The sequence below is a fragment of the Streptomyces griseus genome, from assembly GCF_900460065.1.
Classification (GTDB): domain Bacteria; phylum Actinomycetota; class Actinomycetes; order Streptomycetales; family Streptomycetaceae; genus Streptomyces; species Streptomyces griseus.
The window spans coordinates 1-14,240 of record NZ_UAVD01000038.1 but is presented as its reverse complement, the minus strand read 5'-3'; the positions used below and the strand labels follow the sequence as shown (position 1 = coordinate 14,240).

Genomic DNA, 14,240 nt, shown 5'->3' with positions numbered 1-14,240 from the left:
TGACCGGCCGGGCGGGCCACGGCGTGCGGGTCACCGCCCGTTGTCAGTGGCGGGGTGCACGATGGGGGACATGACCGGATCCGCGCTCGACGCGTTCTCGCCCGCGACCCGCAGTTGGTTCGCCGGGGCCTTCAGCGCGCCCACCGCCGCGCAGGAGGGCGCCTGGCGGGCCATCGGCGAGGGCAGTGACGTGCTGGTCGTCGCGCCGACCGGTTCCGGCAAGACGCTGGCCGCGTTCCTCGCCTCGCTGGACCGGCTGGCCGCCGAGCCGCCACCCGCCGATGCCAAGAAGCGCTGCCGCGTGCTGTACGTGTCCCCGCTCAAGGCCCTCGCGGTCGATGTGGAGCGCAACCTCCGCTCGCCGCTGACCGGCATCCGCCAGGAGTCGGTGCGCCTGGGTCTGCCGGAGCCGGAGGTGCGGGTCGGCATCCGGTCCGGGGACACTCCGCCGGCCGAGCGGCGCTCCATGGTGACCCGGCCGCCGGACATCCTGATCACCACGCCCGAGTCGCTGTTCCTGATGCTGACGTCCTCTGCCCGGGACGCGCTGGCGGGCGTCGAGACGGTGATCCTCGACGAGGTGCACGCGGTCGCCGGGACGAAGCGGGGCGCCCATCTCGCCCTCTCCCTGGAGCGGCTCGACGAGCTGCTGGCCCGGCCCGCCCGGCGTATCGGCCTGTCCGCGACGGTCCGGCCGGTCGACGAGGTGGCCCGGTTCCTGTCGCCGCAGCGCAAGGTGGAGATCGTCCAGCCCCGGTCCACGAAGGAGTTCGACCTCTCGGTCGTCGTCCCGGTCGAGGACCTGGGCGAGCTGGGCGGCTCCCCCGCCACCGACGGCGAATCCGGCCAGGCGGACAAGCCCTCGATCTGGCCGCACGTCGAGGAGCGCATCGCCGATCTCGTCCAGTCGCACCGCTCCACCATCGTCTTCGCCAACTCCCGGCGGCTGGCCGAGCGGCTGTGCAACCGGCTGAACGAGATCGCCTACGAGCGGGCGACCGGCACCGCCTTCGACCCCGACGACCCGGCCCCCGCGCTGCCCGAGGCGCACGCCCCCGCCGAGATCATGGCCCAGTCCGGGGTGGGCAGGGGCGCTCCCGCCCTGCTGGCCCGCGCCCACCACGGCTCGGTCTCCAAGGAGCAGCGCGCGCAGGTCGAGGAGGACCTCAAGGCGGGGCGGCTGCCCGCCGTGGTGGCCACCTCCAGCCTGGAGCTGGGCATCGACATGGGCGCGGTCGACCTGGTGGTCCAGGTGGAGTCCCCGCCCTCCGTCGCCTCCGGCCTCCAGCGGGTGGGACGGGCCGGGCACCAGGTGGGCGCGGTCTCCACCGGGGTCGTCTTCCCGAAGTACCGCGGCGATCTGGTGCAGGCCGCCGTGGTCACCGAGCGGATGCGCGAGGGGGCCATCGAGGCGCTGCGCATCCCGTCCAATCCGCTGGACGTCCTGGCGCAGCAACTGGTCGCCATGGTGGCGCTGGACAGCTGGCAGGCCGACGACCTGCTGGCCCTGGTCCGGCGGGCCGCCCCGTTCGCCTCGCTCCCCGAGTCGGCGTTCACCGCCGTGCTCGACATGCTCGCCGGGCGCTATCCCTCGGACGCCTTCGCGGAGCTGCGCCCCCGGGTCGTGTGGGACCGCGTCGGGGGCACGGTCACGGGCCGCCCCGGGGCGCAGCGGCTCGCCGTCACCTCGGGCGGCACCATCCCGGACCGGGGTCTCTTCGGGGTCTTCCTGGCCGGGGCGGACCCGAAGAAGGGCGGTGGCCGGGTCGGCGAGCTGGACGAGGAGATGGTGTACGAGTCCCGCGTCGGGGACGTCTTCACCCTGGGCACCACGTCCTGGCGGATCGAGGACATCACCCGGGACCGGGTCCTCGTCTCGCCCGCCCCGGGCGTCCCGGGGCGGCTGCCGTTCTGGAAGGGCGACCAGCTGGGCCGTCCCCTGGAGCTGGGGCGCGCCCTGGGAGCCTTCCTCCGGGAGATCGGCGGCCTGTCCGAGGAGGACGCCCGGCTGCGGCTGCTCGCCGCCGGACTCGACGCCTGGGCGGCGGACAACGTCCTGGCCTATCTGGACGAACAGCGCCGGGCCTGCGGCCATGTGCCGGACGACCGGACGATCCTGGTCGAGCGGTTCCGGGACGAGCTGGGCGACTGGCGAGTCGTCGTGCACTCCCCCTTCGGCGCCCAGGTGCACGCCCCCTGGGCGCTCGCGCTCTCCGCCCGCCTCGGTGAGCGTTACGGGATGGACGCCCAGGTCATGCACGCCGATGACGGGATCGTGCTGCGGCTGCCCGACGCGGACATGATGGGCCTGGATCTGTTCGACCTCGACGCCCCGGGGGCCTCCGGGACCTCGGAGACCGGGAACGGCGGACCTGCGCCGGCGGCCCTGGCGTACGACAGCGACCAGCCCCCGGTGGCGGCGGCCGACGTCGTCTTCGACCAGGGCGAGGTCCAGCAGATCGTCACCGACCAGGTGGGCGGATCGGCCCTGTTCGCCGCCCGGTTCCGGGAGTGCGCCGCGCGCGCCCTGCTGCTGCCCCGGCGCTCCCCCGGCAAGCGCACCCCGCTCTGGCAGCAGCGCCAGCGGGCCTCCCAGCTGCTCCAGGTCGCCTCGGAGTTCGGCTCGTTCCCGATCGTCCTGGAGGCGGTCCGCGAATGCCTCCAGGACGTGTTCGACGTCCCCGGGCTCACGGAACTGATGGGCGACCTGGAGGCGCGCCGGGTCCGGCTGGTCGAGGTCACCACCCAGGAGCCCTCGCCGTTCGCCCGCTCGCTCCTCTTCGGCTACGTGGCCCAGTTCCTGTACGAGGGCGACTCCCCGCTCGCCGAGCGGCGCGCCGCCGCCCTCTCCCTGGACTCCCACCTCCTCGCCGAGCTGCTAGGCCGGGCGGAGCTGCGCGAACTGCTCGACCCCGAGGTCCTCACCGAGCTGGAGCGGGAGCTGCAGTGGCTCACCGAGGACCGCCGGATCAAGGACGTCGAGGGGGTCGCCGACCTGCTGCGGGTGCTCGGCCCGCTGACCGACGCCGAGCTCGCCGAACGGGGCGCCGAGCCGTCCTGGGCGCCGGAGCTGGCGTCGGCCCGCCGGGCGATCCAGGTCCGGATCGCCGGCGCCGACCACTGGGCGGCGATCGAGGACGCCGGCCGGCTCCGCGACGCCCTGGGCACCGCGCTCCCGGTCGGCGTTCCCGAGGCGTTCACCGAGCCGGTGAAGGACCCGCTCAGCGACCTCCTCGCCCGGTACGCACGGACCCACGGCCCGTTCACCGCCGCCCGGGCCGCCGAGCGCTTCGGGCTGGGCACCGCCGTCACCGACGGGGCTCTGCAACGGCTGTCGGCCTCCGGCCGGACCGTCCAGGGCGAGTTCCACCCGGCGGGCATCGGCCAGGAATGGTGCGACGCGACGGTGCTGCGCCGGCTCCGCCGCCGTTCGCTGGCCGCGCTCCGCCAGGAGCTGGAGCCGGTCCCGCCCGCCGCGCTGGCCTCCTTCCTCCCCCAGTGGCAGCACTTCGGCTCCAACCGCCTGCGGGGCATCGACGGGCTGGCCCGCGCCGTCGAGCAGCTCCAGGGCGCGCCCGTTCCCGCGTCGGCGCTGGAGAAGCTGATCCTGCCGAGCCGGGTCATGGGCTACGCCCCGGCGATGCTCGACGAGCTGACGACCACCGGGGAGGTCGTCTGGGCGGGCGCGGGGGCGCTGCCCGGCAAGGACGGCTGGGTCTCCCTCTACCTCGCCGACAGCGCGCCGCTCCTGCTGCCTCCCCCGCACCCGCTGGAGCTGTCGGCGCTCCACGAGTCCGCGCTCACCACCCTCTCCGGCGGGTACGGCCTCTTCTTCCGGCAGATCGCCGACCAGGTCCGGGCCACCACCCACCCGGACTGCACGGACCAGCAGCTGGCCGACGCCCTGTGGGACCTGGCCTGGTCCGGGCGGCTCACCAACGACACCCTGGCCCCGCTGCGTTCGCTCCTGGGCTCGGGGCGGACGGCGGGCTCCACGGCCCACCGCTCCCGGCGCAGTGTCCCGCGCGGGCGCTACGGCTCGCTCACCGCCGCCGCCCGCACCGCGTCCCGCACCGGCCAGCCGACCGTGTCCGGTCGTTGGTCCCTGCTGCCCCCGGCCGAACCGGAGCCGACACACCGCGCCCACGCCCTGGCACGGACCCTCCTCGACCGGCACGGCGTGGTGACCCGGGGCGCCGTGCAGGCCGAAGGGGTGGAGGGCGGCTTCTCCGCGACGTACCGCGTCCTGGCCGCCTTCGAGGACAACGGGCAGGCGCGGCGCGGCTATGTGGTCGAGGGGCTGGGGGCCGCCCAGTTCGCGATGGACGGGGCGGTGGACCGCCTGCGGGCGGCCTCCACCGACCGCGACCGCCGGGACCCGGACTCCGCTCCCCGGGCTCTGGTGCTCGCCGCGGCCGACCCGGCCAACGCGTACGGCGCCGCCCTGCCGTGGCCCGAGTCCCCGGACGGCGCCGGACACAAGCCCGGCCGCAAGGCGGGGGCGCTGGTGGTCCTCGTCGACGGCGAGCTGACGCTCTACATGGAGCGGGGCGGGAAGACCCTCCTGGCCTGGCCGTCCGACCCCGAGGCCCCGGCCCTGCGGGCGGCGGCCGAAGCCCTGGCCGCCTCGGCCCGCGCCGGCGCCCTCGGCACGGTGACGGTCGAGCGGACGAACGGCGTCTCCTCCCTCACCTCGCCGCTGGGCCGGACTCTGGAGTCCGCCGGATTCCTCGCCACTCCGAAGGGCCTGCGCCTGCGCGCCTGACCCGGGCCGGCGATGATCCGCGGCGCCACCCCGGCCCGTCCCGGTCCCCGACACCTCGGCGGACGGCCCGTCCGCCGACCGCACCCGCCCCGCCGACGAACGGCGCCTCGGCCGGAACCCTCGCCCTGCCCCCGGCCGGACACCGCACGACCCGACGGCCGACCGGCCGGGCCGTCGCGCGAAAGCCCCGGCCCGGCCCATCATGGAGGCATGCCCGAAGGAGACACCGTCCTCCAGACCGCCGCCCGGCTCCACGAGGCGCTGGCCGGGCAGGTGCTGACCCGGTCGGACCTGCGCGTCCCCCGCTTCGCCACCGCCGATCTCTCCGGCCGGACCGTCCTGGACGTCACCGCCCGCGGCAAGCACCTGCTGACCCGCTTCGAGGGCGGCCTGACCCTGCACAGCCACCTCAGGATGGACGGCGCCTGGCGGGTGTACGGCCCGCACGAACGCTGGCGGGGCGGCCCGGGACACCAGATCCGAGCGATCCTCGCCAACGCGGAGCACACCGCGGTCGGCTACCGGCTCCCGGTGCTGGAACTGCTGCGCACCAGCGAGGAGGACCGGGCCGTGGGCCATCTGGGCCCCGATCTGCTGGGGCCGGACTGGGATCCCGGCCGGGCCCTGGACCGGCTGCTCACCGCGCCGGAGCGCCCCCTCGGCGAGGCGCTCCTGGACCAGCGCAATCTGGCGGGCATCGGCAATGTCTACAAGTGCGAGCTGTGCTTCCTGGCCCGCGTCACACCGTGGCTCCCCGTGGGCGCCCTCCCCGACGGCGCGCTCCTCCGGCTCGTCACGCTGGCCGAGCGCCTGCTGTACGCCAACCGCGACCGCCCCACCCGGACCACGACGATCACCTCCGAACTCCGCACCCCGCGCCCGCCGCCACCCAGACCGGAAGCCGAAGCCAAAGCCGGAGCCGAGGCACATGCCGGAGCCGGATCCGGAGCTGAGCGCCCACGCAGCCGGGCGGCGCCCCGCCCGGCCCGGCCGCCCGTTCGCGTACAGGAGCGGCTGTACGTCTACGGGCGGGCCCGTCGCCCCTGTCTGCGCTGCGGAACCCCGATCCGGCTCACCGACCAGGACGACCGCCCCACCTACTGGTGTCCCGGCTGCCAATCAGGCCCGACCCCCTAGTTGACGGACCGTCAGGTCCGGTCGTACGGTCCCGTCATGCCCCTCTCCGCGTACGACCTCACGGGCCGCGCCGCGTTCGTCACGGGCGCGGCGAGCGGCATCGGACGGGCCAGCGCCCTGCTCCTCGCGGAGGCCGGGGCGACGGTGCACTGCGCGGACCGTGACGAGACCGGGCTGCGCCGGACGTACGACCTGATCGCCGACGCGGGCGGCAGCTCCCGGAGCCACCCTCTCGATGTCACCGATCGCGGCCAGGTCCGTGCGGCCGTTGGCGCGGCCGGACCCCTCGACGTCCTGGTCGCCGCGGCCGGGATCATGCACACCAGCAGCGTGCTGGAGACGGCGGACGAGGACCTGGACCGCGTGCTGGCGGCCAATTTCAAGGGGGTGCTGTACGCCTGCCAGGAAGTGGCCCGCTCCCTGACCGCCCGCTCCGCACCCGGCTCACTGATCACGATGGCGTCCGGCGCGGTGGACTCCGCGAGCGCCGGCCTGCTCTGCTACAGCGTGGCGAAGGCCGCCGTGGTGCAGCTCACCAGGACGCTCGCCACGGAGCTGGGGCCTCAGGCCATACGGGTGAACGCCGTCGCACCCGGCTGGATCCGTACGCCGATGACCGACCGGCACGACGCCTCGGGTCAGCACCGGGTCGAGACGGCGATGGCCCGGATCTCCCCGCTGGGCCGGGTCGGCGAACCGGAGGACGTCGCCCACACCGTGCTGCACCTGGCATCGGACGCCTCGGCCTTCATGACCGGTCAGATCCTCCGGCCGAACGGCGGCGTCGCCATGCCCTGGTAGACCACCGCGCCGACGGGCCCGACGGCCCGCGCGGAACCGACCACCCCCACCGCCCCGAAGGCCCCACCCGACTCGCCGGCACGACCGACGCGACATGGACGGGCAGCAGGCTCAGCCCCCAGCCCCCCGCCGCCACCGCCCCCTCCACCAGCCCCGCCTGTTCCGGACGCAGCACCAGCCGGAGCACCGCCCACCACCACAGCCCGCCGAGAACCAGCGCCGGCACCCATCGCCGTATCATCGCTGCCTCCCGCGGCCGACGTCCTTTCCGGCAGTTTCCCCTGGCAGCGGCGGCGGTGCATCCAGAACGCCCGGCCGAGGGTTCACCCCGCACAGGAGTGCCCCCGCCGGTACGGCGGGGGCACTCGAACCCTGATGCAGAGGTTCCGCGGGCTCAGGACTCGGTCTCGTCGTCCTGAGTCGGGGCGACGACGTGCCGCTGCCCCGGCGGAGAAAGGACTACTTGTCGTCGTCCCGGCGGAGGGAGTCCGTCACGCCCTTGGCGCGGTCGCCGATTCCGCCTGCCGCGTCCTTGGCACCGCCCTTGGCCTGGTCGGTCTTCCCCTCGGCCTCCTTGCGGCGGTCGCCGGTCAGCTTGCCGACGGCCTCCTTGCCCTTGCCCTTCAGCTTGTCCATGGCTCCGTCGCTCATGATGTCGCTCCTTCTCCTCGGGGACGTATGCGCGGTCGTCGGTCGGGGCTCCGGTTCAGGCACTCTCCGCCTGGAACATCCAGGCGTGCTTCTCGAGCTCCGCCGTCAGCGCGATCAGCAGGTCCTGGGTGACCGGATCCGGCTCGTCGGTCGCCTCGATGCGCTCGCGCATGCGGCCGATGACCACGCCCAGCGCGTCCACCAGGATCCGCACGGCGTCGGTGTCCTTGATCCAGCCCTCGGGCACGGACGCGATGGCCGTCTCCTTGGCCACCGTGCCGGAGCGCCCGTCCGGATTGACCCCGACGGCCGAGGCGCGCTCGGCGACCGTGTCGGAGTGCTGCCGGGCCGTGACGACGACGTCGTCGAGCTGGAGGTGCACGGAGCGGAACCGTGGACCGACCACGTTCCAATGGACCTGCTTGGCCACCAGGGAGAGGTCGACGAGGTCGACCAGAGCGCCCTGCAGCGCCGCTCCCACGACCTTGAGGTCGCTCTCGGACAACGTGCTCTTGACCACAGACATGTGCGCTACTCCCATCCGTCAGCCGTTTCTCTGACCGTTTCGGTGCATCACCCACGATGGCACATATGAAGCAAAACGGTCATGCGGGCCTTGTCCTCCGTCTGCCCGCCCGTGGAGAGCTCACACCTGTACGAGTCACACAAAAACGCAGATCACCCATCACACGGGGCACCGGCCGCCACAGGGCCGCCACAACGCGAAAGTCCCGGCCGGCCCCGGTGGGGCCGACCGGGACTCCGGTCGGGCAAAACTGCGCCGCGTGGATCAGGCGGCGACGACGTCCACCGCTTCCGCGGGCGCCTTGATGGTCACCCGGCCCGACGGCACACCTGCGACCGACGAGACGGAGACGGAATTGAGCATGGGACGAACCGGTACTGGGACCGGATCACTGGCAGCTGCCGACTCGGCCAGCTCAGCGAGCGAGAGCTCGTCGCTCACTTCACGCATGAGCTCGGACATCCGTACGTCAAGCGCGTCGCAAATCGCGGAGAGCAGCTCGGAGGATGCCTCCTTCTGCCCCCGCTCCACCTCGGAGAGATAACCGAGCGAGACCCGGGCGGACGAGGAGACTTCGCGCAGAGTACGGCCTTGGCGCTGGCGCTGCCGACGCAGCACGTCACCCAGCAGGCGACGGAGCAGAATCATCGGTGGCTCCCTCCTCGGACCGCGTAGCCGCATCCTTCTCGCCCTACCGTACCGCCTTGCGCTGCGGCTGTGCGGGGAGCGATGTCGTGTTCACTCAGGGCTGCAAACATCAATTCCCCCCGTTCTGTTCCGTATCCTGTGCCCGCGCGTTCCCACCGAGTTCGCCCGCAAGCAGTTCGAGGGCGCCTCGCACGCTCTCACCACGGATATCCGCCCTCTCCCCATTCAACCGCAGAGCCGTCACTTTCTCGATGCCCAAGGGTCCGGCCACGGCGACGTAGACCGTGCCGACCGGCTGCCCGTCCTGTGGTTCCGGTCCCGCGACCCCCGTCGTGGAGACGCCCCAGTCCGCGCCGAGGACCCGGCGCACACCGGCCGCCATCTGCAGCGCGACCTCGGGGTCCACGGCTCCGCGTTCCGCCAGCAGCCGCCCGTCGACGCCCAGGACGTCCCGCTTGAGGGGGGTTGCGTACGCGGTCACCGACCCGCGGAAGGACCGGGAGGCGCCGGGTACGGAGGTCAGGTCGGCGGCGACCAGGCCGCCCGTCAGCGATTCGGCGACGGCGAGCGTCTCGCCCCGCGCTCCGAGCAGCCGGAGCACCCGGGCAGCGGCTGTCACCGCTCGGCCTCCGCGGCGTCACGGGCCTCGGCGGCGCGCAGGTCCTTCGCACCGGCCACGGCCTCGGCGGCCGGACCGGCGTCCGCCGCGGTGCCCGCGGTGCCCCGGAGGGCTTCCGCGGTGCGCTCGGCCGCCGCGGTGCGCTCGGCCGCGATACCCCGGCGACGCAGGACGACGGCCTGACGTACGTAGTCGAGTCCGGTGACGACCGTCAGCACGACGGCGACCATCATGACCCAGAAGCGCAAGGTCGCCAGGGGCCCGGTGAGCACCAGGACGTACATCCCGGCCGCCGTCCCCTGCGCCAGCGTCTTCAGCTTGCCGCCTCTGCTGGCCGGGATCACCGCGTGCCGGATGACCCAGAACCGCATCAGCGTGATGCCCAGCTCACGGGCGAGGATCACCCCGGTGATCCACCACGGCAGATCGCCCAGGACGGAGAGGGAGACCAGCGCGGCGCCCATGATCGCCTTGTCGGCGATCGGGTCGGCGATCTTCCCGAAGTCCGTGACCAGGTTGTACGCCCGTGCCAGATGACCGTCGAACAGGTCGGTGATCATCGCGACGGCGAAGGCCGCCCAGGCGAACGCGCGCCAGACCGGGTCGTACCCGCCGTCGTGGAACAGCAGCAGGACGAACCCGGGCACGAGCAGCAGCCGCACCATGGTCAGGATGTTGGCGATGTTCCACAGGCTGGCCTGGTTGACGGCCGCAGTGCCCAGCTTGCCGCCGCGGACCGGCTTCGCGCCGGAGCCGCCTGCCGCGGATGCCGGGACTCCGGTCATCTGGCTACCTCCGCAAGCTCATGGTGTTCGGCCACCAGGTCGACGCCCTCGGTGCCCACTGCCTTTGCCTCGACCATAAGGCCCGGCACGAGCCCCTCGCGTGTGGTGAAGACCACCTGGCCATCCGTTTCGGGGGCCTGGTGCGCCGCGCGCCCGATCGCGACCTCGCCGTCCTCCTCCGACTCCACGGACTCCACCAGCACCTGGAGGGTCTCACCGACGCGCTCCTCGGCCCGCTGCGAGGTCAGCTCCTCGGCCAGCTGGGAGATGTGGGCGAGGCGCTCCGCGATGGTGTCGGCGTCGAGCTTGTTCTCGTAGCCGACCGCTTCGGTGCCCTCCTCGTCCGAGTAGCCGAAGACACCGATCGCGTCGAGGCGGGCGCCGGTGAGGAAGCGTTCCAGCTCGGCGAGGTCCGCCTCGGTCTCGCCGGGGAAGCCGACGATGAAGTTGGAGCGGGCGCCGGCCTGGGGGGCCTTGCTCCGGATGGTGTCCAGGAGCTCCAGGAAGCGGTCGGTGTCGCCGAAGCGGCGCATCGCGCGCAGCACGCCGGGGGCGGAGTGCTGGAAGGAGAGGTCGAAGTACGGGGCGACCTTCGGCGTCGAGGTGAGGACGTCGATGAGGCCCGGGCGCATCTCGGCGGGCTGGAGGTAGCTGACCCGGATCCGCTCGATGCCGTCCACGTCGGCCAGCTCGGGCAGCAGGGTCTCCAGGAGGCGGATGTCGCCGAGGTCCTTGCCGTAGGAGGTGTTGTTCTCGGAGACGAGCATGACCTCCTTGACGCCCTGCTCGGCCAGCCAGCGGGTCTCCTGGAGCACGTCCGAGGGACGCCGCGAGATGAACGAGCCGCGGAAGGAGGGGATGGCGCAGAAGGAGCAGCGGCGGTCGCAGCCGGAGGCGAGCTTCACCGAGGCGACGGGGCTGGTGCCGAGCCGGCGGCGCAGCGGTGCCCGAGGCCCGGAGACCGGGGCGACGCCCTCGGGGAGGTCCTCGGGTGCGGGGGCGGGCGCCTCCTGGGCGTGGCCGGGCAGCGCCACGGCGGTGTCCTGCCGCTCGGCGGGGCTGATCGGCAGCAGCTTGCGGCGGTCGCGCGGGGTGTGCGAGGCGTGGATGCCGCCGTTGAGGATGGTCTGGAGCCGGTCGGAGATGTCGGCGTAGTCGTCGAATCCGAGGACGCCGTCCGCCTCCGGCAGGGCCTCGGCGAGGTCCTTGCCGTAGCGCTCGGCCATGCAGCCGACGGCGACGACGGCCTGGGTGCGGCCGTGGTCCTTCAGATCGTTGGCTTCGAGCAGGGCGTCGACGGAGTCCTTCTTGGCGGCTTCGACGAACCCACAGGTGTTGACGACTGCGACATCCGCGTCGGAGGCATCCTCGACGAGGTCCCAGCCGTCCGCTGCCAAGCGGCCTGCAAGCTCCTCCGAGTCCACCTCGTTACGGGCGCAGCCAAGAGTGACAAGGGCGACGGTACGGCGTTCGGGCATGGACTCAAGACTACTTCGTTCCGGCGGGCCCCCTGCCGTGCAGGGTTGCCTGCCCCTGCCGCCGCCCCTCCCCCGCTACGGGGAGTGACAGAGTCGGGGCCGGGGAACGCCGACGGGCGTCCGGCACGAGGCCGGACGCCCGTCGGGACGTGCGAGGGAGCCGGGGGCGGCGGATCAGCCGGCCTCGGGATCGCCCTTGGTGTAGGAAAGCCGTTCGACCTGGCCCGGACCGAAGCGGTCCTCGACCTGCTTGCCGTTGACGAAGAGGTCGATCGCCCCGGCGTCGCCGAGGACGAGGTCGATGCGCTCCTTGTCCTGGAAGGTCTTGGACTCGCCCTGGAGGAGCAGCCCGTCGAAAAGCTGCCGCCCGTTGTGGTCCTTGGCCGAGATCCAGCTCTTGCCCCGGTCCGCGCTGAGCTTGACCGTCACCTTGTCCCGGGGGGCGGCGGCGATGGCGCTCTCGGAGGGCACGGGCTTGGGATCGGCGGGCTTGGTGGCGGTGGGCTTGGCCGCGGTCTTGTCGGGCTGGGAGCCCTCCGCGATCTGCGCAGTGTTGGAGGGTTCGTCCTCGCCGCTGAACAGCGTGAAGCCGACAAACCCGATCACGGCGACGATGGCGGCGACCATGGCGGCGGTCCAGTTGGGCCGTCGGGGTTCGGAGCGGATGCGTTCCGCCTCGAACAGCGGAGCCGCGGGGGTCGGTGCGGGACGGCCGCCGTGGTCGGCGTCGTACTCCTCGACCAACGGTTCCGGATCGAGGCCGACGGCACGGGCGAGCGTGCGGATGTGGCCGCGGGCGTAGACGTCGCCGCCGCAGCGGGAGAAGTCGTCCTGCTCGATCGCGTGCACGATGGGGATGCGCACCCGGGTGGAGCTGCTGACTTCCTCGACCGTCAGACCTGCGGCGATACGAGCCTGCTGAAGGGCACGACCGATCGAAGGCCGGTCGTCTTCGGGGGAGTTGCCGATGGACACGGGGGCGCCTTTCGAGCGTGAGCCACCTGCTGGATGTTCAGTCTAGGGGGGGTACGAAAGGGAGGGGCAACCGGGAGGGACGACTTTGTACGCCATCGGGTTCGCCGGACGGCCCCGCCGCCGACTCCGGGGCGGAGCGGGGGCGGAGCACAGCCCCGATCGAGGACTGGTCAACCTGTAGTGGGCCGAACGGGGTGGGGGTACGGGCGGGGTGACGACGGAGCGAGCTGCGGGGAGGAGCACGGTTCCGTCCCTCCCTTCAACTGGACGTACGACCGAACGAAACGGTTGCCCACAGAACCTTTACGGAGCGGATTCCCCGCGGATGACGGCCAACACTCCGTCGAGCTCGTCGGGTTTCACCATGACGTCGCGGGCCTTGGAGCCCTCGCTGGGTCCGACGATGTTGCGGGATTCCATCAGGTCCATCAGACGGCCCGCCTTCGCGAAGCCGACCCGGAGCTTGCGCTGGAGCATCGAGGTCGATCCGAACTGGGTGGAGACGACCAGTTCGGCGGCCTGGCAGAGCAGGTCGAGGTCGTCGCCGATGTCCTCGTCGATCTCCTTCTTCTGTTTCGTTCCCACCACGACGTCGTCCCGGAAGACCGGGGCCATCTGGTCCTTGCAGTGCTGGACGACGGCGGCGACCTCGTCCTCGGTGACGAACGCTCCCTGCATACGGGTCGGCTTGTTGGCGCCCATCGGGAGGAACAGCCCGTCGCCCTTGCCGATGAGCTTCTCGGCGCCGGGCTGGTCGAGGATGACGCGGCTGTCGGCGAGGGAGGAGGTGGCGAAGGCGAGCCGGGAGGGCACGTTGGCCTTGATCAGACCGGTCACCACGTCGACCGAGGGCCGCTGGGTGGCGAGCACCAGGTGGATGCCGGCCGCGCGGGCCAGCTGGGTGATGCGGACGATCGAGTCCTCGACGTCGCGCGGGGCCACCATCATCAGGTCGGCCAGCTCGTCGACGATCACCAGCAGATACGGGTACGGGGACAGCTCCCGCTCGCTGCCCTCGGGCGCCTTGCACTTGCCGTTGCGCACCGCGTGGTTGAAGTCGTCGATGTGCCGGTAGCCGAAGTTGGCGAGGTCGTCGTAGCGCAGGTCCATCTCCCGCACGACCCACTGGAGTGCCTCGGCGGCCTTCTTGGGGTTGGTGATGATCGGGGTGATGAGGTGGGGGATGCCCTCGTACGCGGTGAGCTCGACGCGCTTGGGGTCGACGAGCACCATCCGCACGTCGTCCGGGGTGGCCCGCACCATGATCGAGGTGATCAGGCAGTTGATGCAGGAGGACTTGCCGGAGCCGGTGGCGCCGGCGACCAGGACGTGCGGCATCTTGGCGAGGTTGGCCATCTCGTAGCCGCCCTCGACGTTCTTGCCGAGCGCCACGAGCATCGGGTGGTCGTCCTCGGCCGCGTCCGCGAGGCGCAGCACGTCGCCGAGGTTGACCATCTCGCGGTCGGAGTTGGGGATCTCGATGCCGACGGCGGACTTGCCCGGGATCGGGGAGATGATCCGGACGTCCGGGCTGGCCACGGCGTAGGCGATGTTCTTGGCCAGGGCCGTGATCTTCTCGACCTTCACGGCGGGGCCGAGCTCGATCTCGTAACGGGTGACCGTCGGGCCCCGGGTGAAGCCGGTGACCGCGGCGTCGACCTTGAACTCGGTGAAGACGTTGGTCAGCGAGGCGACGACCGCGTCGTTGGCGGCGCTGCGGGTCTTGCCCGGTCCGCCGCGCTCCAGCAGGTCCAGCGAGGGCAGGGAGTACGTGATGTCCCCGGACAGCTGAAGCTGCTCGGCGCGGGCGGGCAGGCCCTCGGAGCGCTCCGGCGCGGGCTTGGTCAGATCGAGA

General features: G+C 72.5%; 12 protein-coding genes. 3 read left to right on the top strand and 9 right to left on the bottom strand.

Annotated features, from left to right (window positions below):
• The first annotated feature begins 70 nt into the window (after positions 1–70).
• The 3 genes from DTB53_RS27175 (at position 71) to DTB53_RS27165 (ending at position 6,703) form a co-directional block, all read left to right on the top strand.
• Positions 71–4,765 carry an Lhr family ATP-dependent helicase gene (locus tag DTB53_RS27175; protein ID WP_042495945.1) on the top strand — a complete coding sequence of 1,565 codons (4,695 nt, stop codon included), beginning with the start codon at positions 71–73 and terminating at the stop codon, positions 4,763–4,765.
• A gap of 210 nt (positions 4,766–4,975) precedes the next feature.
• A complete protein-coding gene (locus DTB53_RS27170; RefSeq protein WP_012378764.1) occupies positions 4,976–5,902 on the top strand; it encodes an Fpg/Nei family DNA glycosylase in 927 nt (308 codons plus the stop codon).
• Positions 5,903–5,938: 36 nt separating this feature from the next.
• Positions 5,939–6,703 (top strand): SDR family NAD(P)-dependent oxidoreductase, encoded by a 765-nt coding sequence (locus tag DTB53_RS27165; protein WP_012378765.1) that lies wholly within the window; start codon positions 5,939–5,941, stop codon positions 6,701–6,703.
• Here DTB53_RS27165 and DTB53_RS37580 read toward each other — a convergent pair.
• The 9 genes from DTB53_RS37580 to DTB53_RS27120 all read right to left on the bottom strand — a co-directional run.
• Positions 6,651–6,944: a hypothetical protein gene (locus DTB53_RS37580; RefSeq protein ID WP_012378766.1), complete on the bottom strand. Its 294-nt coding sequence runs from the start codon at positions 6,942–6,944 to the stop codon at positions 6,651–6,653. The genes DTB53_RS27165 and DTB53_RS37580 overlap by 53 nt on opposite strands.
• A 218-nt stretch (positions 6,945–7,162) precedes the next feature.
• A complete protein-coding gene (locus tag DTB53_RS27155) occupies positions 7,163–7,354 on the bottom strand; it encodes a CsbD family protein (protein ID WP_003965835.1) in 192 nt (63 codons plus the stop codon).
• A 55-nt stretch (positions 7,355–7,409) separates the two neighbouring features.
• Positions 7,410–7,880, bottom strand: coding sequence for a Dps family protein (locus DTB53_RS27150; protein ID WP_003965836.1), 471 nt, complete (start codon positions 7,878–7,880; stop codon positions 7,410–7,412).
• Positions 7,881–8,144: 264 nt separating this feature from the next.
• Positions 8,145–8,528, bottom strand: a complete 384-nt coding sequence (locus DTB53_RS27145; RefSeq protein ID WP_003965837.1) for a helix-turn-helix domain-containing protein — start codon at positions 8,526–8,528, stop codon at positions 8,145–8,147.
• Positions 8,529–8,637: 109 nt separating this feature from the next.
• Positions 8,638–9,147 (bottom strand): CinA family protein, encoded by a 510-nt coding sequence (locus tag DTB53_RS27140; protein ID WP_003965838.1) that lies wholly within the window; start codon positions 9,145–9,147, stop codon positions 8,638–8,640.
• Complete coding sequence (gene pgsA / locus DTB53_RS27135; RefSeq protein WP_012378769.1) at positions 9,144–9,932, bottom strand: CDP-diacylglycerol--glycerol-3-phosphate 3-phosphatidyltransferase; 789 nt, start codon at positions 9,930–9,932, stop codon at positions 9,144–9,146. The genes DTB53_RS27140 and pgsA overlap by 4 nt, the downstream gene beginning before the upstream one ends.
• On the bottom strand, positions 9,929–11,410 hold the full coding sequence (gene rimO, locus DTB53_RS27130; RefSeq protein WP_003965840.1) for a 30S ribosomal protein S12 methylthiotransferase RimO: 1,482 nt from the start codon (positions 11,408–11,410) through the stop codon (positions 9,929–9,931). Before rimO ends, pgsA begins: the two co-directional genes overlap by 4 nt.
• Before the next feature lie 174 nt (positions 11,411–11,584).
• Positions 11,585–12,385: a helix-turn-helix domain-containing protein gene (locus DTB53_RS27125; RefSeq protein WP_003965841.1), complete on the bottom strand. Its 801-nt coding sequence runs from the start codon at positions 12,383–12,385 to the stop codon at positions 11,585–11,587.
• Positions 12,386–12,688: 303 nt separating this feature from the next.
• On the bottom strand, positions 12,689–14,240 hold a 1,552-nt coding region (locus DTB53_RS27120; protein WP_146777732.1), incomplete at its 5' end, for a DNA translocase FtsK.